This is a genomic window from Lysobacter rhizosphaerae (assembly GCF_054779795.1).
The window spans coordinates 605,920-627,795 of record NZ_BAAGXO010000001.1; the positions used below are offsets into that span (position 1 = coordinate 605,920).

A 21,876-nucleotide genomic window follows, 5' to 3' on the forward strand; every position below is an offset into this window, starting at 1 on the left:
CCCTCCTGAAATACCCCCACGGCGGGCCAAGGCCCGCCCTATCCATCGAGGAATCCCCATGTCTGCCAAGAATATTTCCAAGGTCGCACTGGTCACCGGCGCCACCCGTGGCATCGGCTTCGAAACCGCCCGCCAGCTCGCGAGCAAGGGCGTGCACGTGCTGCTGGCCGGTCGCAATCGCAACAAGGCGGTCGAGGCCTCGCTGAAGCTCCAGTCCGAAGGCCTGTCGGTCGAAGCGATCACGCTCGATGTCACGCTTGCCAGCAGTATTGCCGTTGCCGCCGAGGAAGTGGCGAGCAAGCACGGCAAGCTCGACATCCTCGTCAACAATGCCGGCGTGTTTCGCGACGACATGCAGCGCAAGCCGTCTGAGCAGACGCTCGACACCTGGCGTGAGACCTTCGACACCAATGTGTTCGGCGTTGTCGCCACCACGCAGGCGTTCCTGCCACTGCTCAAGCTCGCGCCGTCCGCGCGCATCGTCAACGTGTCGAGCATCCTGGGTTCGGTCGCGGCCAATGCCGATCCCGCCTCGCCGATCTACAACTTCAAGGTGCCGGCCTACAACGTCTCCAAGAGCGCGGTGAACGCGTGGACCGTGCAACTGGCGCACGAACTGAAGGACACCGCGATCAAGGTCAACGCAGTGCACCCCGGTTCGGTCAAGACCGACATGAATGCCGGCGGCGAACTGGAAGTCGCCGATGGCGCCAGGACCAGCGTGCGCATGGCGCTGCTCGACGATGCCGGCCAGAGCGGCGGCTTCGTCTACTTCGAGGACACGCTGCCATGGTGAGCCCCCTCCCCAGCGTCCGCGCACTGACGCTCGGCATCGCCGCGGCGCTGCTGGCGGCGTGCGCGGTCGGGCCCGATTACGTGCGGCCGGACGTGCCGACGCCCGAGCACTTCGTGCAGGCCGAGGCGGCCACATCCGTGGCCGGCCCTGGCAACGGCACTGCGGCCACGGCAGCCGCACCGGCCGACACCGCCAGTTTCCCGCTGGTGGCCGATGCGGAATTCTGGCGCGACTTCAACGACCCGCTGCTGACGCGGCTGGTCGAGGACTCGCTGGCGGCCAACCACGACCTGCGCATCGCGCTGGCCAACTACGACCGTGCGAACGCGTTGCTGCGCGGGGCGAAGTTCGATTTCTTCCCGACCGTCACCGCGCATGCGGAAGCCGCGGATGGCCGTGCCAGTGCCGACCAGGCACCGGGCGTGGCACGCGCGGATCGTGACGTGGAGAGTTACAGCGTCAACGCCCAGGCGTCGTGGGAGCTGGATCTGTTTGGTCGCGTGCGCCGGGGCGTGGAGGCGCAGCGTGCCGGTGCCGAGGCCTCGGCCGCCGACCTGCAGGCGATGCAGGTCGCGATCGTGGGCGAGGTCGCGCGCAGCTACGTCGAACTGCGGGGCCTGCAGGAACGCCTGCGCGTCGCGCGCGAGAACGCCGACAACCAGCAGGAAACCCTGCGCCTGGTCGAGGCCCGCTTCAACGCGGGGCGGGGCACCGAGTTCGACACTTCGCGCGCACGGGCCCAGCTGGAGTCGACACTGGCCCGCGTACCGGCGCTGGAAGCCCAGGTCGCAGTCAACATGCATCGTCTGGCGGTGCTGACCGGGCGCACGCCCGACGCGCTGATCGCCGAACTGGAAACGCAACAGCCATTGCCGGCGTTGCCCGGCGCGCTCGATCCGGGTACTCCGGGCGAGCTGTTGCGCCACCGTCCCGATGTCGCGGCCGCCGAACAGCGCCTGCACGCCGCGACGGCACGGATCGGCGTGGCGACCGCCGACCTGTTCCCGCGCTTCACGCTCGGCGGCTTGATCGGTTCGCAGGCCATCGACAGCAGCGCGCTGTTCGAACGCGGTAGCGAGACGCGCCTGGTCGCGCTCGGCATCGACTGGTCCTTCCTCGACATCGGCCGCGTGCGTGCGCGCATCAAGGCCGCCGACGCGGATGCCGAAGGCGATCTCGCGCGCTACGAACAGGCCGTGCTGCTGGCGCTGGAAGACACCGAGGACGCACTGGTGCGCCATGCGCGTGCCCGGATCGAGGACCAGCACCTGGAGCAGGCCGCGCTGGACAGCGCCAAGGCGGCCAAGCTGGCTCGCGTGCGGTACGAAGCCGGCGCCACCGACCTGTTCGAGGCGCTGGATGCCGAGCGCACGCAACTGCAGGCGCAGGATGCGTTCGCCGACGGCCGTACCCGCAGCGTCACCAGCGCGGTGGCCCTGTACAAGGCGTTGGCCGGTGGCTGGCCGGAACGGATGCCGGAGCGCAAGAAGCTGGCATCGCGCGCGGAGTGAAAGCCGACCCTTCTCCCCGCTCGCGGGGAGAAGGTCGAAGCAGCCGACAGGCTGCTGGGGGCAGGGCGGACGCCCCGAAGGAAGCACCCTTGGGGTGTGAGGGCGCGCGGGGCCGCAGGCACCGCGCGGGTTGACTTGCCAACCCCCGTCCCCAACCATTGCCACCTGCGCGGCGCCTGCCGCGCCCGACCCGAGACAGGATCAGGTGGCCCGCGGCAATCCGCCGGTCTAGCGTGTGACATGAGCACTACCACCGCCCATCGCTGAAACGCCCCGAGGTCCCGTCGCACGGCGCCCTCGCGGCGCCGTTTTCGTTTCCGCGCCCTGCGCGAGTGCCTCCACCCCAGCCTTCCCCCGTATGGAGAAGGCAGCAAAGGTCCAACGCAACTCCATGATCGCCATTACCCTCCCCGACGGCAGCCGCCGTGAATTCGACAATCCCGTGACGGTCGGCGACGTCGCCGCTTCGATCGGTGCCGGCCTGGCCAAGGCCGCGCTGGCCGGCAAGGTCGATGGCAGGCTGGTCGACACCAGCTTCCGCATCGACAACGACGCCTCCCTCGAGATCGTCACCGACAAGCATCCCGACGCGCTCGAAGTGCTGCGCCATTCCACCGCGCACCTGCTGGCGCAGGCCGTGCAGCGCCTGTTCCCCGGCGCGCAGGTCACCATCGGCCCGGTGATCGACAACGGCTTCTATTACGACTTCGCCTACGAGCGCCCGTTCACGCCGGAAGACCTGCCGGCGATCGAGGCGGAGATGCAGAAGATCGTCAAGGAATCCCTGCCGGTATCGCGCAGCGTGAAGTCGCGCGACGACGCCGTCGCCTTCTTCAAGGGCATGGGCGAGGCCTACAAGGCCGAGATCATCGAGTCGATTCCGGCCAACGAAGACCTGTCGCTGTATTCCCAGGGCGAGTTCACCGACCTGTGCCGCGGCCCGCACGTGCCGGGCACGGACAAGCTGCGCGCCTTCAAGCTGATGAAGGTCGCCGGCGCCTACTGGCGCGGCGATTCCAACAACCAGATGCTCAGCCGCATCTACGGCACGGCCTGGTTGAACGACAAGGACCTCAAGGCGTACCTGCACCAGCTGGAGGAAGCCGAGAAGCGCGACCACCGCAAGATCGCCAAGCAGCAGGACCTGTTCCACCTGCAGGAAGAAGCGCCGGGCCTGATCTTCTGGCACCCGAAGGGCTGGTCGGTGTGGCAGGTCGTGGAGCAGCACATGCGCCGCGTCTATCGCGAGACCGGTTATGGCGAGGTGCGCTGCCCGCAGATCCTCGACGTGTCGCTGTGGAAGTCCTCGGGCCATTGGGACAACTACAAGGACAACATGTTCTTCACCGAGTCGGAGAAGCGCACCTACGCGCTCAAGCCGATGAACTGCCCGGGCCACGTGCAGGTGTTCAAGCAGGGGCTGCACAGCTACCGCGACCTGCCGATCCGCTACGGCGAGTTCGGCGCCTGCCATCGCAATGAGCCCTCGGGCGCGCTGCACGGGATCCTGCGCGTGCGCGGCTTCACCCAGGACGACGGACACATCTTCTGTACCGAGGACCAGATCGAGGCCGAGGTGACCGCCTTCCACCAGCAGGCGATGCAGGTCTACGCGGACTTCGGCTTCAGCGACGTCCAGCTCAAGATCGCCCTGCGCCCGGACCCGCGCCTGGGCGACGACGCCACCTGGGACAAGGCCGAGAATGCCCTGCGCTCGGCCTTGAGGGCCGCCGGCGTGGAATGGCAGGAGTTGCCGGGCGAGGGCGCCTTCTACGGCCCGAAGATCGAATACCACCTCAAGGACGCCATCGGCCGGACCTGGCAGCTGGGCACCATGCAGGTCGATTTCATGATGCCGGGCCGCCTGGGCGCCGAATACGTGGACGAACACAGCCAGAAACGGCATCCGGTGATGCTGCACCGGGCCATCGTCGGCTCCATGGAGCGGTTCATCGGCATCCTGATCGAGCACCACGCCGGCCATTTCCCGGCCTGGCTGGCGCCGATCCAGGCGGTGGCCATGAATATCACCGACGCCCAGGCTGACTGGGTCGAAGAGGTCCGGAAAACCCTTGCAAATCAAGGCTTCCGGGTCCAGTCCGATTTGCGGAACGAGAAGATCGGCTATAAGATCCGCGAGCACACGCTGCAGCGCGTGCCGTACCTGCTGGTGGTCGGAGACCGCGAAAAGGAAAACGGCATGGTCGCGGTGCGTACGCGGGGAGGGGAAGATCTCGGCACGATGTCCGTAGCTGATTTCGCTTCGCGTTTGCGCAGTGAGAGCGCCCAGTAGTGTTTTGAACCCCGGTCGCTCGGACGGCCGGCATCCGCCCCTCTAGCGACGGGCGACTTCTTGGAGATCGCAACATCAGTACCCCCGAAAAGCCGAATCGAAAGAACAGCGAAATCCGCGTACCGCGCGTGCGCGTGATCGGTAGCGATGGCGAAATGATCGGCGTGCTCACGCGCGACGAAGCCCTGCGCATGGCCGAGGATGAAGGCCTCGACCTGGTGGAGATCCAGCCCAACGCTGATCCGCCGGTCTGCAAGATCATGGATTTCGGCAAGTTCAAGTTCGAGATGCAGAAGAAGGCGAACGAGGCCAAGAAGAAGACCAAGCAGGTCGAGATCAAGGAACTCAAGTTCCGGCCGGTCACCGACGAAGGTGACTACCAGATCAAGATGCGCAACATCCGCCGCTTCCTCGAGGAAGGCGACAAGGTCAAGATCAACATCCGCTTCCGTGGCCGCGAAATGAGCCACCAGGAACTGGGTCGCGAGATGGCCGCGCGCATCGAGTCGGACCTGGGCGACGAGATCGTGATCGAATCGCGCCCGCGCCTGGAAGGCCGGCAGATGGTCATGATGATCGCCCCCAAGAAGAAATAACCGGCCGCAGGCCGACACCAGCCTTTCTCCTCTCCCCGCCTGCGGGGAGAGGGCAGATGAGGTTTCTCCTCTCCCCGCCTGCGGGGAGAGGGCAGGGTGAGGTTTCTCCTCTCCCCGCCTGCGGGGAGAGGGCAGGGTGAGGGGGGCGCCGCGAGGCGCCCTTCGCTTTTAGGCGGGAGCAAAGCCCCTCACCGAGGGTGCTTCCTTCGGGGCATCCGACCGGAGGCGCCGTAACCCCCGGAATTGCAAGGGAAACCATCTCCCGGCATAATGCGCGGCCCGGTTCGCCGGGTTTGCAGTCAGTTGTATTACGGAACCTGTCGTGATCCCTTTGTGGATCAACGACTTACAAGCCGGCACGGGCAGGAAGGAAAGAGTGGCGCCAGCCACCGCCCAGGCCAGTCACAGACATCCGAAAGGACATCGCAATGCCCAAGATCAAGACCAATCGGGCGGCGGCCAAGCGTTTCCGGAAGACCGCTTCCGGCAAGTACAAGGCTGGCCACGCCAACAAGAGCCACATCCTCACCAAGAAGGCGACCAAGCGGAAGCGCAACCTGCGGCAGACGAACCATGTTCGTGCCGAGGACGCGGGCCGTCTGGACCGCATGCTTCCGTATTTGTGAGGAGATGAGAAATGGCACGAGTTAAGCGTGGTGTAACGGCACGAGCCCGTCACAAGAAAATCCTGAAGCAGGCCAAGGGCTACTACAACGCCCGCCGCAAGGTCTTCCGCGTCGCCAAGCAGGCGGTGACGAAGGCCCTGCAGTACGCCTACATCGGTCGTAAGCAGAAGAAGCGCAATTTCCGTTCGCTGTGGATCACCCGCATCAATGCGGCTGCCCGCATCAACGGCATGAGCTACAGCCGTTTCATCAACGGCCTGCTGAAGGCCGGCATCACCCTGGACCGCAAGGTGCTGGCGGACATCGCCGTGCACGACGCGAAGGGTTTTGCGGCGCTGGCAGAGAAGGCGAAGAGCGCACTCGCAGCGTAAGTTGATCGATCCCGCAGCCCGTCGTGGCAGTGGGAATCGCACAACGCAATACACGCATGGGGAAGGGCGCAAGTCCTTCCCCATGTTTCGTTTTGGAACTGTTGTTTTTGCCGTCATCCCGGCGAACGCCGGGATCCAGCTTTCGCTTTTGCTTTGAGCTGCTCGCGAAGGGCCGGATCGCGGTGAGGTAGAGCAACAGCTGGATCCCGGCGTTCGCCGGGATGACGACTTCAAGTTCGAGGTTCGAATGAGTGGAATCGAATCGCTGACACAGCAAGCACTGAGCGACATCGCCACGGCGGAAACGCCCGATGCGATCGAGGCCCTGCGTGTCGCCCTGCTGGGCAAGAGCGGCAGCGTGACCGCCCAGCTCAAGCAGCTCGGCGCGCTGCCGCCGGAACAACGCAAGACCGCCGGTGAGGCGATCAACCAGGCGCGCGACGTGCTCACCGCGGCATTGGGCGAGCGCAAGGTCAAGCTGGAAGATGCCGTGCTCGATGCACGCCTCGCCTCGGAAACCATCGACGTCACGCTGCCCGGCCTCGACGCCGGCCGCGGCGGCCTGCATCCGGTCAGCCGCACGATCGAGCGCATCGCCGACATCTTCGGCCGCCTCGGTTTCGAGCTCAGCGATGGCCCGGAAATCGAGGATGACTGGCACAACTTCGAGGCGCTGAACTTCCCGCCGCACCATCCGGCGCGCGCGATGCACGACACCTTCTACTTTGGCGACGGCCGCCTGCTGCGCACGCACACCTCCGGCGTGCAGGTGCGCTACATGCTCGGCAACAAACCGCCGCTGCGCATGATCGCGCTCGGCAAGGTCTACCGGAGCGACAGCGACCAGACCCACACGCCGATGTTCCACCAGTGCGAAGGCCTGCTCGTCGACGAGCACGCGAGCTTCGCCGACCTCAAGGGCACGCTGGCCGAATTCGTGCGTGCGTTCTTCGAGCGCGATTTCGAAATGCGCTTCCGTCCCAGCTATTTCCCCTTCACCGAGCCCTCGGCCGAGGTCGACATCGCCTGGCAGCAGCCGGACGGATCCACGCGCTGGCTGGAAGTGCTGGGCTGCGGCATGGTCCATCCGAACGTGCTTCGCAACGTCGGCATCGATCCGGAGAAGTACACCGGCTATGCCTTCGGCATGGGCGTGGAGCGCTTCGCGATGCTGCGTTACGGCGTCGACGATCTGCGCAGCTTCTTCGAGAACGACGTGCGCTTCCTCAAGCAATTCGCCTGAACCAGCATTCGTAAGGCGGGAGCCCGCCATTCCACGAGCGATGACGGTGGGCCAAGGCCCATCCAACGGGTAACGAACACATGAAGTTTTCCGAGAACTGGCTGCGCCAACACGTACCGACCACCGCCACGCGCGAGGAGCTGGCCGCGACACTGACCGCGATCGGTCTGGAAGTCGAAGACATGACGGTGCTGGGCGAGTCGCTCGATGGCGTCGTGGTCGCGCAGATCGTCAGTGCCGAGAAGCACCCGGAAGCCGACCGCCTGCAGGTCTGCCAGGTCGATACCGGCAACGGCATCGTGCAGATCGTCTGCGGCGCGCCGAACGCACGTGCCGGCCTGAAGGCACCGTTGGCCACCGTCGGCGCGAACCTGCCGGGCGGCATGGCGATAAAGGCCGCGAAGCTGCGCGGCGTCGAGTCGTTCGGCATGCTGTGCTCGGCCAAGGAACTCGGCGTCGATCCGGATGCCTCCGGCCTGCTCGAACTGCCGGCCGATGCAACGGTCGGCGCGAAGCTCGCCGACTACCTGGGCCTGCCCGATGCCACGATCGAGCTCAAGCTGACCCCGAACCGTGCCGACTGCTTCAGCGTGCGCGGCATCGCCTTCGACGTGGCCGCGGCGAAGGGCAGCGAAGTGGCGCCGTTCGAAGCCCGGCCGGTGGCCGCGCAGGGCGAAGCGACCATGGCAGTGGAACTCAACGCGGGCGCCGACGCGCCGCGCTACGTTGGCCGTGTGATCGAAGGCCTCAATGCGGCGGCACCGACGCCCGCGTGGATGGCCGAACGCCTGCGCCGCAGCGGGATCCGCCCGATCTCGCTGCTGGTCGACGTGACCCAGTACGTGATGCTGGAGCTCGGTCAGCCGATGCACGCGTTCGACCGCGACCTGCTCAAGGGCCCGGTCGGCGTCCGGCGTGCGCGCGCGGGCGAGAGCGCGAAACTGCTCGACGGCCGGGATGCCGTGCTCGATCCGGAATTCCTGGCCATCACCGACGCTGACCGCGTGGTCGCGCTGGCCGGTGTAATGGGCGGCTTCGACACGCGCGTCACCGACATCACCAGGAACGTCTTCCTCGAAGCCGCGCACTTCGCACCCGATGCCATCATCGGTCGCGGCCGCAAACTGGGCCTGCACACCGATGCCGGCCACCGCTTCGAACGCGGCGTCGATCCGGAATTGCCGCGCATTGCCATCGAGTACGCGACGAAGCTCATTCTCGACGTGGCCGGCGGCATGCCGGGCCCGGTGGTCGAGGCGGCATTGCCGCAGCACCTGCCGCAGCCGCAGACGATCACCCTGCGCCGTGCCCGGCTCGCACGCGTGCTGGGCCTGGAAGTCGCGGATGCGGAAGTCGAGCGCATCCTGCGCGCCCTCGGTCTCTCGGTTGCGGCGACGGCCGATGGCTGGAGCATCACCACCCCGACCCGACGTTTCGACCTCGCGATCGAAGAAGACCTGATCGAAGAGATCGCGCGCATCCACGGCTACGACGCGATCCCGACGACGCTGCCCGCCGGGTCCTCGCGCCTCGTCGCGCCGTCTGAGAGCCGCGTGGATGAAGGTACCGCGCGCCGGCAGTTGGCCGCACGCGATTACTTGGAAGCGGTGAACTACGCCTTCGTCGACGCCGATCTGTTGGCGAAGTGGAATGCCACCGACGGCGCCGTGCCGTTGGCGAATCCGCTCAGCGCCGAACTCGGTGTCATGCGCACCGCGTTGTTGCCGGGACTGGTCGCCGCCGTGGCGCGCAACGCCGCCCGCCAACAATCACGCGTACGCCTGTTCGAGCTCGGCAACGTCTTCACCGCCAATGGCGCGAATGCACCGGTCGAGACCCAGCGCATCGCCGCGGCGGTCTGTGGCGCCGTGGACGGCGAGCAGTGGGCCGCGAAATCGCACCCGATCGGCTTCCATGACCTCAAGGGCGATCTCGACAGTCTTGCCGCGATGGCGGGGGCGCAGCTCGAGTACCGTCCCTCGCAGCCAGGCTGGGCCCATTCCGGCCGGTCCGCTGACGTCTATCGGGATGGCACCCGGCTGGGCTGGATAGGCCAGTTGCATCCCCGCCTGCAACGGACGCTGGACCTGGACGCCGACGTGGTCGCCTTTGAGCTGGACCTGGCGGGATTGCTGGATCGCGCAATTCCCAAGGCCCGCGCCCTGTCGCGTTACCCGTCCGTCCGCCGCGACCTGGCGTTTGTCGTCGCCGAAGCCACGCCATGGGCGGCCGTCTCGGCGACCGTGAGACAGGCCGCGGGGCCATCCCTGCGGGATCTGGTGCTGTTCGACCGCTATGCCGGCAAGGGCGTGGAAACCGGATTCAAGAGTCTGGCTATGGGCTTGATTCTGCAGGAAGAATCGCGCACCCTCACTGAGCACGACGTGGACGCGGTGGTGGCGGCGGTGATCGCCGCGCTGCAGCAGACGCATGGAGCCGCGATACGCAGTTGAACGCAGTTGTTCAGGCAGTAGTTGAGGGTTGTGACCGATGGCATTGACCAAGGCTGAGATGGCCGAACGTCTGTTCGACGAAGTCGGGCTGAACAAGCGCGAGGCCAAGGAATTCGTCGACGCGTTCTTTGACGCGCTGCGCGAGGCCCTGGAACAGGGTCGCCAGGTCAAGCTGTCCGGCTTCGGCAACTTCGACCTGCGCCGCAAGAACCAGCGCCCCGGCCGGAATCCGAAGACCGGTGAGGAAATCCCGATTTCCGCCCGCACGGTGGTCACTTTCCGTACCGGCCAGAAGTTGAAGGAACGCGTCGAGGCCTACACGGGAGCCGAGCATGCTTGACCCCGGCAGCAACCGCGAACTCCCGCCGATCCCGGCCAAGCGCTACTTCACTATCGGTGAGGTCAGCGAGCTGTGCGAAGTGAAGCCGCACGTGCTGCGTTACTGGGAAACCGAATTCCCGATGCTCAGCCCGGTCAAGCGCCGCGGCAACCGCCGTTACTACCAGCGCCATGAAGTGCTGATGGTGCGCCAGATCCGCGGCCTGCTATACGAACAGGGCTATACCATCGGCGGCGCACGCCTGCGCCTCGAGGGCGAGGGTGCGAAGGAAGAATCGGCACTGAGCTCGCAGATCATCCGGCAGGTGCGGATGGAGCTGGAAGAAGTTCTGCAGCTGCTGCGCAGGTAGTTATTAGCCGGCGCTCATGGCTTCCCGCTCGCTGCGGCTCGTTTGGGCGTCCTGCCGCGGCAGGGTCATCGCGGCGCGGTTGTAATTCAAGGTTTCGCGGGCGAGGGCGTAGCGGCTATACTCTTCGCCCGCTCAAACGCGGCAACAGCAAGACTTTTCGGGGTATAGCGCAGCCTGGTAGCGCATCTGCCTGGGGGGCAGAGGGTCGTCGGTTCGAATCCGGCTACCCCGACCAATTCGTTTACCGTAACGCCCGGCCCGCGCCGGGCGTTGTCGTTTGGCCACCATGGACAGGGTGGGGCGAACTCGCACCGCGTTCGGGTGTCTTTAAGTTCACCGCCTCGATCCCGAAGGCCATCACGGAGTGCAATGGATGCGTTCTACTGCCTTGGCTTGCCTGTTGTTGACGTCGTTGTGGGTCACTCCGGCCTTGGCGACACAGGAAGGTGCGTCGCAAGCCGCGCCGCCGATCCGCGATGAAGCACCGGTCATGGTGTCGGGCAAGTTGCCCGGTCCGGGCATGTGGAAGGTGTCGCGCAACGGGCACGTGATGTATGTGCTGGGCACGGTGTCGCCGTTGCCCAAGGGCATGGAATGGATTTCCCGCGACGTCGAGCAGGTGTTGGCGCAAGCGCGCGAGGTTGTAACCGGTCCGAGCTATCAGGTGGACACCGATGTCGGCTTCTTCGGCAAGCTGGCGCTGCTCCCTTCGCTGGTCGGCGTGCGCAAAAACCCCGGCGACAAGAAGCTGCAGGAAGTGGTCTCGGCCGAATCGTATGCGCGCTGGCGGGTGCTCAAGCAGCGCTACCTCGGCCGCGATGGAAGCGTCGAGAAGATGCGCCCGATCTTCGCCGCGAGCGAGTTGTACCAGGCGGCCATCAAGGATGCGGGGTTAGGCGGTGGCATCGTCTGGCCCGTGGTGGAGCATTCGATCAAGGCGAACCACATCAAGCTCACCAAACCGAAGGTGAAGGTGATGATCTCCGATCCAAAGGCGGCGTTGAAGGAATTCCGCTCCGAGTCCATCAGCGACCAGGCCTGCTTCGACAAGATGCTGGCGAACCTGGAAACCGACGTCGCGCGAATGGCGCAGCGGGCGAACGCCTGGGCCGTGGGCGATATCGACGCGCTACGCACCCTGCCGCTCGGCGATCAGTACCAGACTTGCCAGAACGCGCTCATGCAGGCGCCCGCGGCGCAGAAGCGCGGGATCGTCGATGCCGAAGGCCAGGCCCGCCGGGCCTGGCTGTCGGCCGCGGAGTCGGCGATCGCCGACAACCCCGTGAGTTTCGCCGTGTTGCCGATGGCGGAGTTGCTTGAGAGCGACGGGTCTGTACCGGCGCTGCAAGCCAAGGGCTATGTCGTAGAGGCCCCGGATGCCGAGGCGCCGCCTACCGAGTGAGAGGCTTCGTCAAAGCGCCTGGATCTGCAGTTGGATGCCCAGCCCGGCCATGTCCTCCGGCTCGCCGTCCAGATCGGCCTTCACCAGCGGCCGTGCATCCAGCCACCGCTTCGATACGGTAAGCATCAGCTGGGCGCCGTCGGCCTTGAGGTCGAGGCGCGGGATCTCGCCGTTCTCGTGCGAACGATGCAGCAACACGGCAAGCCGCAACAGCGCGGCGCTGCGCCGGGCAGTGGTCAGCAGGCGGTCGGGTACGGCGTCGAATGCGGACTTGGGGATGTTGCGGCGATGCGTGCGGATCAGCGCGGCGAGGAAGCGCTGCTGCTGCTGCGAGAAGCCCGCGATGTCCGAGTTTTCGACGACATAGGCACCATGCACGTGGTACTGGCTGTGCGCGATCACCAGGCCGAGCTCGTGCAGGCGCGCGGCGCGCCCGAGCATGAGCCGGTCATCGGCATCCAGCGACCAGGCCTTCGCCACCTGGTCGAACAAGAGCATCAGCGAATCCTCGACGCGCTTGGCCTGCTTCTTGTCGATCGCGTAACGCACCATCAAGGCATCGACCGAGGAGTCGCGCGGATCGTGTTCGCCGCCACGTCCGATCATGTCGTACAGGATGCCTTCGCGCATCGCCGCCTTGCTGACCTGCATGCGCTGCAGGTCCAGCGCCGCGAACGCGGCTTCCAGCACCAGCACGCCGCCGGCGATCACCGGGCGACGTTCGGATGAGAGGCCGGGCAAGTCGATCTTGTCGATGTGGTCGGCCTGCAGCAGGCGGTCACGCACCTGCGGCAGGGCCTCGGCGGTGACGGCGCCCTTGGTGAGCTTCATCGCCGCGCAGATCTCGCCGATGGCCTTGTTGGTGCCCGAGGAGCCGGTGACCTCATGCCAGCCGAGGGCGCGATACGTCCCGGTGAACTGCTGGAACTGCGCGGTCGCTTCGGTCAGCGCCTCGCGCCATTTCTTCTTGGAGAGCTTGCCGCCGGGGAAGAAGCGGCGCGTGCTGGCGACGCAGCCCAGCTGCAGGCTTTCGCGTTCGATGGCCTCGAAGCCGGCGCCGATGATGCATTCGGTCGAGCCACCGCCGATGTCGATGACCAGCCGCAACTCGCCCGGCTTCGACGGCTGCGCATGGGCGACACCCAGGTACACCAGTCGCGCCTCTTCGCGGCCGGACACGACTTCGATCGCGTGGCCCAGGGCGGCTTCCGCCGGCACGAGGAAGGTCTGCGGTTGCGCGAGGCTGCGCACCGTGTTGGTGGCGATGGCGCGGATCCGCTGCGGCGGGATGTCCTGCACGCGCTGTCCGAAACGTGCGAGGCAGTCGATTGCCCGCTGCCGCACCGCGGTGCTGAGGCCGCCCTTGCCATCGAGGCCCTCCGCGAGGCGCACGGTTTCCCGCAGGCGATCGACGGTGCGCAGCTGTCCGAGCAGATAGCGCGCGACCACCATGTGGAAGCTGTTGGAACCAAGGTCGACGGCCGCAAGCAAGTCGCCGTCTTCGAGGGGAAGCCGCGCACTCGGATAGAGGTCATTCATGCGTACATGATCCCATGTTCATGTAAGACCCCGGAACGAGAGCGGCCGCCAGCAGTGACCGGCGAGGGGAGCTGGACTGGTGCGCAGGCTGCCGTCAGCCGCTGATTTTGTCCAGCAATACCGCCTGCGCCGAATGCGGCGGCTTGCCGTCCGGTTGCAGACGCTCGTAGCTGCCGTCGGCATGCAGCTGCCATGCGTTGACGTTGTCGGCAAGGTAGTTGGCCAGCGCCTCGTCGAAAACACGCTGGCGCAGCTCGGGATCGAGCAGCGGGAAAGCGGTTTCGACGCGACGCAGCAGGTTGCGTTCGAGCCAGTCGGCACTGGAGCAGAACAGGTCCGGGGTGCCGTCGTTGGCGAACCAGTAGACGCGGTGGTGCTCCAGGAAGCGCCCAACGATCGAACGCACCCGGATATTGTCGGACACGCCCGGCACGCCGGGTCGCAAGGTGCACGCGCCGCGTACGATGAGGTCGATCTGCACACCGGCCTGCGAGGCCTGGTAGAGCGCGCGTACGACCTGCGGTTCGTTCAAGGCATTCATCTTGGCGACGATGCGGGCAGGGCTGCCCGCTTTCGCGTGCCGGGTCTCGCGATCAATGCGCTTGAGCACGCCCGCGTGCAGGGTGAAGGGGGATTGCAGCAGGCGCTTGAGCTTGACCGCGGGCGCGAGGCCGGAGATCTGCTGGAAGATCTGGTGTACGTCGCTGCCGATGTCCGGGTCGGCGGTGAGCAGGCCGAAGTCCGTGTACACACGCGCGGTGCCGCTGTGGTAATTGCCGGTGCCCATGTGCACGTAGCGGCGCAGCTTGCGACCCTCGCGGCGCACGATCAGCAGCATCTTCGCGTGTGTCTTGTAGCCGACCACGCCGTAAACGACCTGCACGCCGGCATCCTGCAAGCGGTCAGCGAGGCCGAGGTTGGCCTCCTCGTCGAAGCGCGCGCGCAGCTCGACGACAACCGTGACGTCCTTGCCGTTGCGCGCAGCCTGCACGAGATGGTCGACGATCGGCGAATCCTTGCCGGTGCGGTACAGCGTCTGCTTGATCGCGAGCACGTTCGGGTCTTCGGCCGCCTGCTTGATCAGCTCGAGGACCGGTGCGAACGAATCGAAAGGATGGTGCAGCAATACGTCGCGCTCGCCGACGATGTCGAACATCGAGTCCAGCCCGCCCAGTACCCGCGGCTGGAACGGCGGGAACTTCAGTTCCGGCCGCTGCACCAGGTCGTACACCTGGATCACGCGGTTGAGGTTGACCGGGCCGTTGATGCGGTACACGGCATTCTCGGGCAGGTCGAAATTCTCCAGCAGCGTGCGCACGATCGGCTTGGGGCACTGCTCGGCGATCTCCAGGCGGACCGCGCGCAGGTAGCCACGGCCGGCGAGTTCGTCGCGCAGCGCCAGCGCGATGTTGTCGACTTCTTCCTCGTCGACCACCAGTTCGGAATTGCGGGTAACGCGGAACTGGTAGGCGCCTTCGACCTTCATGCCGGGGAAAAGCTCATCGACGAAGGCCGACAGCACGGCGGACAGGAAGACGAAATCATGCGGTCCGCCGGAAACCTCCTCGGGCAACTGGATGATGCGCGGCAGCGACCGCGGCGCACGCACGATCGCGAGATGTCCGGCGCGGCCGAACGCATCGCGGCCCTTGAGCACGACGACGATGTTCAGCGACTTGTTGAGGATCTTCGGAAACGGGTGCGCGGGATCGAGGCCGAGTGGCGACAGCACTGGCATGATCTCTTCGCGGAAATGGGTACGCAGCCATTGGGTCTGCGTTTCGGTCCAGGCGTCGCGGTGCAGCACGCGCACGCCGGCTTCCGACAGCGCCGGGCGCAGCACCTGGTTCCAGCATTCGTATTGCGCGGCGACGAGGTCGGCGGCGCGATCGTGGATGCGCGCGAGCACGGCCGCCGGTGCGAGGCCGTCGGCGCCCGGCGCCAGGCCGAGATCGTGTGCGTGGCGCAGGGTGCCTGCCCGGATCTCGAAGAATTCGTCGAGGTTGGTGCATGAGATGCACAGGTAGCGCAGGCGTTCGAGCAGCGGGAAGTTCGCGTCCTGCGCCTGTGCGAGCACCCGGAAGTTGAAGTCGAGCTGCGACAGTTCGCGGTTGAAGTACAGCGCGGGGTCACGCAGGCGATCGGTTTCGTGGCCGGCTTCGTAGGCGCTGGCGTTGGCCGCGTTGTTCAGAAGCTCGGTGGCGTGTTTCATGGCAAGGCTATATCCAGGGGTTCGCGGGGGCGCACGCGCTCGGCGCCGAAATGACATGAGAAGGTACTGCCAAGACCGACTTCGCTGGTGATCTCCAGTCGCGCCTGGTGCAGGTTGAGCACGTGCTTGACGATCGACAGGCCCAGGCCGGTTCCGCCGCTCTCGCGCGAGCGGCTGGTCGAAACCCGATAGAAGCGTTCGGTGATGCGCGGCAGGTGCGGCGCGGGAATGCCGTAGCCGGTATCCACCACCTCCAGCACGACCCCCGTGTCCCTGGCCATTGCACCACTGTTGAGCCGCTCGGGCCGATCCTTGCGGAAGCGGATGGTGATGTGTCCGCCGGCGGGGGTGTACCGGATCGCGTTGCCGACGAGATTGGAGAATGCGCTGTGCAGTTCCTTGCCGGAACCAAACAGGTCGACGCCGGCGCTGTCTTCCACGCTGACCTCGTGCCGGCCCTGGCTCAGGGCCATCGCTTCACGCCGCAGCGTACTGAGCATGGTGGACATCGCGACCGGTTCCTCGGCGGGAAGGTGGTCGGCGGACTCCAGGCGCGACAGCGTGAGCAGGTCTTCCACCAGTTGGGTCATCCGCTGCGACTGGCGCTGCATTTCGGCGAGCATCGGCGCCCAGTCGGGATGCTCGGCAGGATCGAGCATGTCCAGGTAGCCATGCACCACCGTAAGCGGCGTGCGCAGCTCATGCGAGACGTTGGCGACGAAGTCGCGGCGCATCTGCTCCAGCTGCAACAGCCGGGTGACGTCGCGCGCCACCAGCAGCCACAGGTTTTCGGAATACGGGATCAGGCGCAGGCTGAGCGTGATCGTGGGATTCCATGGCGAAGCGACTTCCAGTGGCTCGGCGTTGCGCCCCGAGGCGAGCCAGCGCGATATCTGCAACGGCTGCAGGCGATGGGCCACGGGGGTATTGATGTCCTGGGGGTGCTGCAGGTGGAGCAGGCCGTGGGCGGCTTCGTTGAACCACTGGATGCGCTGGCTGTTGCGTTCGACTACGACGATGGCGTCGGGCAACGCGGCGGCCGCGGCCCGGTATGCACGAAGCATTTCGATCAGGCGCCGCTTGCGGCCGCGCATTTCCTGCTGGCCACGATGGAGCAGGCGGTCGAGCTCGTTCCATGTGCCCTCGCCCAGCGGCGGTGTGTAGCGCTGGCGGGCAGTGAGCCGGATGAGGAGCTTGCGCAGTCGCCAGTAGTGCCACGCCACCACGCCGAGCGCGGCTACGGTGAGCACCTGCCACGGGTGCCGGATCAGCACGCCCACCAGCGTTGCCGCCGCCAGGATCAGGGCGAGCTGACCCAGGGTGCGGAACCAGGCGGAGCGGATGCGGGGTGGCATGTTCTGGCGGATTCCGGGCAGGGTTAGGGCGATTGTCGGGTAAAGGCGCGCATGCATGTGGCGCGCCTATCGCATTTTGCGCCTGATCGCGTGGGCGGCACATCGCGAGGGCGGCACGCGATATGCGCCGGGCCGAGGCAGGGCGGGCTTGCGGCGATGGGTTCCCCGGCTACGCCTCCACCGCGGCGGAAAAGCGATAGCCCGCTCCGCGCACGGTCTGCACCATGCCGTCGAGCAGGTGCGGCTCGAGCGTCTTGCGCAGGCGCCGGATGTGCACGTCGACGGTGCGTTCTTCCACGTACACGCTGCCGCCCCATACATGGTCGAGCAACTGGGTGCGCGAGTAGACCCGCTCGGGGTGGGTCATGAAGAAGTGCAACAGGCGGTATTCGGTGGGGCCGATCTGCACCGCTTGTTCGCTGCCATCGGTATGGGCGAATACACGGTGCGCGGCGCCGTCGATGCGCAGGGGGCCGACTCCCACGCTGCCGTCTTCGTCGTCCTCGCGCGAGCGGCGCAGCACGGCGCGGATGCGAGCGAGCAGTTCGCGGGCAGAGAAGGGCTTGACCACGTAGTCGTCGACGCCGGCCTCCAGGCCGCCGACGCGGTCGTTCTCCTCGCCGCGCGCGGTGAGCATGATGATCGGTATCTCGCGGGTCAGCTGTTCCTTGCGCCAGCGGCGGGCGAGCTCGAGGCCGCTGGTGCCGGGCAGCATCCAGTCCAGCAGGATCAGGTCGGGGACGCGGTCGGCGATGGCCGCCTGCGCCTCGCGGGCGTCGCCGGCGTGGACAGGGTCGTATTCGCCCTTGCGCAGGGCGAAGGACACCATGTCGCGGATGGCGGGTTCGTCTTCAACGATAAGAATGCGCTTCTGCACGGGGCACCGGTCGGGGGAAGGGCGGGGAAGCTGAAGCCGCGCCAGTACACTACCGTTTTGTGACGACTCCGTGACACCGTCAGGCCTTGCGCCGCCGGCACAAGCTAGTGCCGTTGCAGATCCTCATCGCGGATGCCCTGGCGCTTCAATTCCAGCACCGTCGGTGTGATCGCGGCGATGCGGGCGTCGATGCGGGCGCGGGCGTAATAGTCCAGGTCCTGGCGACGCCGGAGCGTGTTGAGCTGGACGAGGGCCTGTTCGGCGCGGCCATTCAGATAGGCCGATTCCGCGTAGGCCTCGCCGGCCCGGACGGGGTCGCCGGCGATTTCGCTGGCCCGGGCGAACACCTGCTGGAATTCGGGATCCTCGCCAGACTGCCCCAGCAGCGGGCGCAGGATCGCTTGTGCGCGCTTGCCTGCCGCCGGCGAGTTGCGTTCGGCCAGCGTGCGCGCATAGGTGAGCGCCGCAGGCCGGTTCTGAGGCATCGACTTCAGGATGGCCTCGAAGCGGGCGTCGGCGGCGTCCGCCTTGCCCGAACGGGCCTCGGCTTCGCCCAGCGCCAGCGACAACCAGAGATCGCCGGGATGCTTTTCCAGCAGTTCGGCCAGCATGGCGGCCGCGCCGGCACCCTGGTTGGCGCGCAGCTTGGCCACGGCCAGGCCATAACGCTGGGCATCGTTCAGTGGCTTGCCCTTGGCGAGGCGGTCGTATTCGCGGATCGCATCGCTGGGGCTGTCGGCGCTCAGGACACGCAGGCGTTCGCGCGCATAGTCGAACTGGCCGGTGCCACCACCGGCCGTTGAGGAGCCGATCTTCAGCCCGCTTGGCAACAGCGGGTTGTCGCTGGCGATATCGGCTTCGAAATGCGCCGGTGCACGGGCGATCTGTTCTGCCAGCGCCTTGGCCTCGCTGATGCGCGTCGTGGTGACCGGGTGGCTCATCAGATAGCTCGGGGTCTCGCCGTAGTAGCCGGCGCGGTTGGCGCGCGAACGCGAGTTGAGTGTTCCGAAAAAGCCCGCCATTGCACCGGTGTCGTAATGGCTGCGGGCAAGGGTCTGGATGCCGATGCGGTCGGCTTCCGATTCGTTGGAACGCGTGTAGTCGATCTGTCGTTGCTGCATCAGGCCCAGGCCGGAGACGACCGCGGCCTGCACGGCATTATCGGCCGAAGTCCCTCCCGCGGCCTGCGCCGCAACCACAGCGCCGAGCATTGCCAGCAGGATCGGCAGCTGGTCGCGCTGGGCGCGCTCGACCGCACGTAGCACGTGCTGTTGGGTGACATGCGCGATTTCATGCGACAGCACGGCGGCGACTTCATCTTCGCGTTCGGCCGCCAGCACCAGTCCGGAATTCACCCCGACATAGCCGCCCAGCGTCGCGAAGGCGTTGATCTGGCGCTCGCGCAGCATGAAAAACGTGAAGGGTTGTTGCGGCCTGTCGCTGTTGGCCGCGAGCCGCGAGCCCAGGGTGTCCAGCCAGCTGGCGATCAACGGGTCTTCCAGCGTGTAGTCGTAGTGACGGAGCTGCGCCAGCATCATGCTCCCGTACTCGCGCTGCCTGTGCGGCGTCAGCAACTCGCCGGCGGAAGATCCAATGTCGGGCAGGCGCGATTCCTGCGCGCTGGCGAACGCGCTGGCGAGCGCGAAAACCACGGCAGCGGAGAGCAGGGTAGTACGTCGCAAGCGGGAATCCTCGGGGCGACCGGTCGGGGCAGGATGCGGGCAGGTCGGGGTGGCGGTGTGAATCGTCAGTTAATAGGCCCGTCCGGGACCTTTGGTACGCACGTCACTCTGTTCCGTTCACAGGGTGGAAAACGTGGGGCTCCAGGCCCATATTTCGACCATCTATCCATACGTAAGTTTCCAGGAGACGGTCTTGAGTGACGCCCCCAGTATTCTGATCTACACCACGGCGGTATGCCCCTATTGCGTAGCTGCGAAGAATTTCCTCAAGAGCAAGGGCCGCGCGTGGACTGAAATCCGTGTCGATACCGATCCCGCGGAGCGCGAAAAGATGATCGCGACGACGCGGCGTACCAGCGTGCCACAGATATTCGTCGGCGAGACCCACGTGGGCGGGTACGACGACATGATCGCGCTGCATCGTGCCGGCGGTCTGGAACCCCTGCTGGCAGGTGCGGCATGACCGGCGCAGGCAGCGGGAACGATGGGTCCGGAGAGGGGCGCGTCGCCGAATTCACCGCGTTCCGCAAGCGGATGAACGAACGCATCCTCGCCGAGCCCAACCAGGTCGTCCGGCGCTTCTTCGCCCTGGACACCCAGACGTACCAGGCCGGTGCGCTGGATGTGAAAACGAAGGAGCTCCTGGGGCTGGTGGCGTCGCTGGTCCTGCGCTGCGATGACTGCATCAGTTATCACGTCGCGCAGTGCAAGGAGGCCGGAGTCTCCCGCGACGAGATGTTCGAAACGTTCTCGGTCGGGCTGGTGGTCGGCGGTTCGATCGTCATTCCCCACCTGCGTCGTGCGGTCGATTTCCTCGACCAACTCGAAGGCGGAAACACCGGCGCGCCCGCTGCGCACGATCACGGCTGAAGCCAGCGGGCCGGGTTGCCAGATGGCGCAAAATCCCGGCCCGATAGCCGCTTTTCCCGGCGCGCTGCGGCGCGTTAGGCCCCGTGGGACTGTCAAAGGCCCCCACGGCGCGGCATAATTTCCAGTTCTAAAGCCCTTCCTGGCGCCACGCCTGTGCGCGTGGCGTCGGCCTGTCTGGAATATTGAAAAATGACGACGATCACTGTCATCCGCGGCGACGGCATCGGCCCGGAAATCATGGACGCCACCCTGGGCGTGCTCGACGCGATGAACGTCGGCCTGCAGTACGAATTCGCAGACGCCGGCCTGGTTGCGCTGGAGAAGCACGGCGAGCTGCTGCCGGCCGCCACCATGGATTCGATCCGCAAGAACCGCATTGCGCTGAAGTCGCCGCTGACCACGCCGGTGGGTGAGGGCTTTTCCTCGATCAACGTCGAGCTCCGCAAGCGTTTCGACCTCTACGCCAACGTGCGCCCGGCCAAGTCGTTCCCGAACACGAAGTCGCGCTTTCCCTCTGGCGTGGACCTGGTCACCGTGCGCGAGAACACCGAAGGCGCCTATATCGGTGAAGGACAGGCATTGTCCGAAGACGGCGAAACCGCCGTGCTGACGCAGAAAGTCACCCGTCGCGGCTCCGAGCGCATCGTGCGCTACGCCTTCGAACTCGCGCGCAAGACCGGCCGCAAGAAGGTCACCGTGGTGCACAAGGCCAATATCCTGAAGTCGACGTCAGGGCTGTTCCTCCGCACCGCGCGCGTGGTGGCGGCGGAATATCCCGACATCCAGTGCAACGAGATGATCGTCGACAACACCTGCATGCAGCTGGTGATGAAGCCCGAGCAGTTCGACATCATCGTCACCACCAATCTGTTCGGCGACATCATTTCCGACCTGTGTGCGGGCCTGGTCGGCGGCCTGGGACTCGCGCCGGGGGCGAACATCGGCACCGACGCGGCGATCTTCGAGGCCGTGCACGGCTCCGCGCCTGACATCGCCGGCAAAGGCATCGCGAATCCCTGCGCGCTTTTGCTGGGGGCGGCGCAGATGCTCGACCATCTGGGCATGACCGACAAAGCCGAACGGTTGCGTGCCGCGATCATTGCCACGCTGGAAGCCAAGGACTCGCTCACCCCTGACCTGGGTGGCGACGGTTCCACCACGAGCTTTGCCAAGGCGATCGCCAGTCGTATCTGACTTCCGCCGGCCCCGTGCGGCGTTTCGATACCCGGAGGAGGGGGCGGCCGTCCCCCAACTCACGGACGAACGCCCGCACACCAGCTGGCGAGCAGGTTGGATGTCTCATTGACACTCAGGGCGCCTGCCACCAGAATGTTGGGCCTTTCGCGGCGTTGGTGCGCACG

Annotated in this window: 19 protein-coding genes and 1 tRNA gene; 15 read left to right on the forward strand and 5 right to left on the reverse strand. The window is 66.2% G+C overall.

What is annotated here, in order from left to right; translation table 11 throughout:
- Positions 1-58: 58 nt before the first annotated feature.
- From ACYVGE_RS02780 to ACYVGE_RS02835, 12 genes are all read left to right on the forward strand, one after another.
- Positions 59-796, forward strand: coding sequence for an SDR family oxidoreductase (locus ACYVGE_RS02780; protein ID WP_460726850.1), 738 nt, complete (start codon positions 59-61; stop codon positions 794-796).
- Positions 790-2,307: an efflux transporter outer membrane subunit gene (locus tag ACYVGE_RS02785; RefSeq protein ID WP_460726852.1), complete on the forward strand. Its 1,518-nt coding sequence runs from the start codon at positions 790-792 to the stop codon at positions 2,305-2,307. Before ACYVGE_RS02780 ends, ACYVGE_RS02785 begins: the two co-directional genes overlap by 7 nt.
- Before the next feature lie 391 nt (positions 2,308-2,698).
- Positions 2,699-4,600: a threonine--tRNA ligase gene (gene thrS, locus ACYVGE_RS02790; protein ID WP_460726854.1), complete on the forward strand. Its 1,902-nt coding sequence runs from the start codon at positions 2,699-2,701 to the stop codon at positions 4,598-4,600.
- Positions 4,601-4,674: 74 nt separating this feature from the next.
- A complete protein-coding gene (infC, locus tag ACYVGE_RS02795; protein WP_345784488.1) occupies positions 4,675-5,196 on the forward strand; it encodes a translation initiation factor IF-3 in 522 nt (173 codons plus the stop codon).
- Between the two features lie 428 nt (positions 5,197-5,624).
- On the forward strand, positions 5,625-5,822 hold the full coding sequence (gene rpmI, locus ACYVGE_RS02800; protein ID WP_056132915.1) for a 50S ribosomal protein L35: 198 nt from the start codon (positions 5,625-5,627) through the stop codon (positions 5,820-5,822).
- Positions 5,823-5,833: 11 nt separating this feature from the next.
- Entirely contained in the window at positions 5,834-6,193 is a 360-nt protein-coding gene (gene rplT / locus ACYVGE_RS02805) for a 50S ribosomal protein L20 (RefSeq protein WP_207525558.1), read from the forward strand.
- Positions 6,194-6,440: 247 nt separating this feature from the next.
- Positions 6,441-7,436 carry a phenylalanine--tRNA ligase subunit alpha gene (gene pheS, locus ACYVGE_RS02810; RefSeq protein WP_460726856.1) on the forward strand — a complete coding sequence of 332 codons (996 nt, stop codon included), beginning with the start codon at positions 6,441-6,443 and terminating at the stop codon, positions 7,434-7,436.
- 80 nt (positions 7,437-7,516) lie between these two features.
- Entirely contained in the window at positions 7,517-9,889 is a 2,373-nt protein-coding gene (gene pheT / locus ACYVGE_RS02815) for a phenylalanine--tRNA ligase subunit beta (RefSeq protein ID WP_460726858.1), read from the forward strand.
- 37 nt (positions 9,890-9,926) lie between these two features.
- On the forward strand, positions 9,927-10,229 hold the full coding sequence (locus tag ACYVGE_RS02820) for an integration host factor subunit alpha (protein ID WP_310051697.1): 303 nt from the start codon (positions 9,927-9,929) through the stop codon (positions 10,227-10,229).
- Positions 10,222-10,578: a MerR family transcriptional regulator gene (locus ACYVGE_RS02825; protein ID WP_310051699.1), complete on the forward strand. Its 357-nt coding sequence runs from the start codon at positions 10,222-10,224 to the stop codon at positions 10,576-10,578. The genes ACYVGE_RS02820 and ACYVGE_RS02825 overlap by 8 nt, the downstream gene beginning before the upstream one ends.
- Before the next feature lie 158 nt (positions 10,579-10,736).
- Positions 10,737-10,813, forward strand: a tRNA-Pro gene (locus ACYVGE_RS02830).
- 138 nt (positions 10,814-10,951) lie between these two features.
- The gene (locus ACYVGE_RS02835; RefSeq protein ID WP_460726861.1) at positions 10,952-11,980 is read left to right on the forward strand and encodes a TraB/GumN family protein; all 1,029 of its coding nucleotides are present in this window, start codon (positions 10,952-10,954) and stop codon (positions 11,978-11,980) included.
- Positions 11,981-11,989: 9 nt separating this feature from the next.
- Here the strand turns inward: ACYVGE_RS02835 and ppx are convergent, their stop codons facing one another.
- The 5 genes from ppx to ACYVGE_RS02860 all read right to left on the reverse strand — a co-directional run bounded on the left by ppx (position 11,990) and on the right by ACYVGE_RS02860 (position 19,645).
- Positions 11,990-13,519 carry an exopolyphosphatase gene (gene ppx, locus ACYVGE_RS02840; RefSeq protein ID WP_460726863.1) on the reverse strand — a complete coding sequence of 510 codons (1,530 nt, stop codon included), beginning with the start codon at positions 13,517-13,519 and terminating at the stop codon, positions 11,990-11,992.
- A 94-nt stretch (positions 13,520-13,613) separates the two neighbouring features.
- Positions 13,614-15,731, reverse strand: coding sequence for a polyphosphate kinase 1 (gene ppk1, locus ACYVGE_RS02845; RefSeq protein ID WP_460726865.1), 2,118 nt, complete (start codon positions 15,729-15,731; stop codon positions 13,614-13,616).
- Positions 15,728-17,086 (reverse strand): phosphate regulon sensor histidine kinase PhoR, encoded by a 1,359-nt coding sequence (gene phoR / locus ACYVGE_RS02850; RefSeq protein WP_460726867.1) that lies wholly within the window; start codon positions 17,084-17,086, stop codon positions 15,728-15,730. The genes ppk1 and phoR overlap by 4 nt, the downstream gene beginning before the upstream one ends.
- A gap of 169 nt (positions 17,087-17,255) precedes the next feature.
- On the reverse strand, positions 17,256-17,963 hold the full coding sequence (gene phoB, locus ACYVGE_RS02855) for a phosphate regulon transcriptional regulator PhoB (protein WP_460726868.1): 708 nt from the start codon (positions 17,961-17,963) through the stop codon (positions 17,256-17,258).
- Positions 17,964-18,067: 104 nt separating this feature from the next.
- Positions 18,068-19,645 carry a M48 family metalloprotease gene (locus tag ACYVGE_RS02860; RefSeq protein ID WP_460726869.1) on the reverse strand — a complete coding sequence of 526 codons (1,578 nt, stop codon included), beginning with the start codon at positions 19,643-19,645 and terminating at the stop codon, positions 18,068-18,070.
- A gap of 193 nt (positions 19,646-19,838) precedes the next feature.
- On the opposite strand from ACYVGE_RS02860, the gene grxC reads away from it, so the two are divergent.
- From grxC to ACYVGE_RS02875, 3 genes are all read left to right on the forward strand, one after another.
- Entirely contained in the window at positions 19,839-20,108 is a 270-nt protein-coding gene (grxC, locus tag ACYVGE_RS02865) for a glutaredoxin 3 (RefSeq protein ID WP_460726870.1), read from the forward strand.
- Positions 20,105-20,515, forward strand: a complete 411-nt coding sequence (locus ACYVGE_RS02870; RefSeq protein WP_460726871.1) for a carboxymuconolactone decarboxylase family protein — start codon at positions 20,105-20,107, stop codon at positions 20,513-20,515. Before grxC ends, ACYVGE_RS02870 begins: the two co-directional genes overlap by 4 nt.
- 189 nt (positions 20,516-20,704) lie before the next feature.
- The gene (locus tag ACYVGE_RS02875) at positions 20,705-21,709 is read left to right on the forward strand and encodes an isocitrate dehydrogenase (RefSeq protein WP_457095755.1); all 1,005 of its coding nucleotides are present in this window, start codon (positions 20,705-20,707) and stop codon (positions 21,707-21,709) included.
- Positions 21,710-21,876: the final 167 nt, after the last annotated feature.

Coding starts and splice junctions, on each gene's coding strand:
- ACYVGE_RS02780 (WP_460726850.1), top strand. CDS start 59: ATGTCTGCCAAGAATATTTCCAAGGTCGCACTGGTCACCGGCGCCACC.
- ACYVGE_RS02785 (WP_460726852.1), top strand. CDS start 790: ATGGTGAGCCCCCTCCCCAGCGTCCGCGCACTGACGCTCGGCATCGCC.
- thrS (WP_460726854.1), top strand. CDS start 2,699: ATGATCGCCATTACCCTCCCCGACGGCAGCCGCCGTGAATTCGACAAT.
- rpmI (WP_056132915.1), top strand. CDS start 5,625: ATGCCCAAGATCAAGACCAATCGGGCGGCGGCCAAGCGTTTCCGGAAG.
- rplT (WP_207525558.1), top strand. CDS start 5,834: ATGGCACGAGTTAAGCGTGGTGTAACGGCACGAGCCCGTCACAAGAAA.
- pheS (WP_460726856.1), top strand. CDS start 6,441: ATGAGTGGAATCGAATCGCTGACACAGCAAGCACTGAGCGACATCGCC.
- pheT (WP_460726858.1), top strand. CDS start 7,517: ATGAAGTTTTCCGAGAACTGGCTGCGCCAACACGTACCGACCACCGCC.
- ACYVGE_RS02820 (WP_310051697.1), top strand. CDS start 9,927: ATGGCATTGACCAAGGCTGAGATGGCCGAACGTCTGTTCGACGAAGTC.
- ACYVGE_RS02825 (WP_310051699.1), top strand. CDS start 10,222: ATGCTTGACCCCGGCAGCAACCGCGAACTCCCGCCGATCCCGGCCAAG.
- ACYVGE_RS02835 (WP_460726861.1), top strand. CDS start 10,952: ATGCGTTCTACTGCCTTGGCTTGCCTGTTGTTGACGTCGTTGTGGGTC.
- ppx (WP_460726863.1), bottom strand. CDS start 13,519: ATGAATGACCTCTATCCGAGTGCGCGGCTTCCCCTCGAAGACGGCGAC.
- ppk1 (WP_460726865.1), bottom strand. CDS start 15,731: ATGAAACACGCCACCGAGCTTCTGAACAACGCGGCCAACGCCAGCGCC.
- phoR (WP_460726867.1), bottom strand. CDS start 17,086: ATGCCACCCCGCATCCGCTCCGCCTGGTTCCGCACCCTGGGTCAGCTC.
- ACYVGE_RS02870 (WP_460726871.1), top strand. CDS start 20,105: ATGACCGGCGCAGGCAGCGGGAACGATGGGTCCGGAGAGGGGCGCGTC.
- ACYVGE_RS02875 (WP_457095755.1), top strand. CDS start 20,705: ATGACGACGATCACTGTCATCCGCGGCGACGGCATCGGCCCGGAAATC.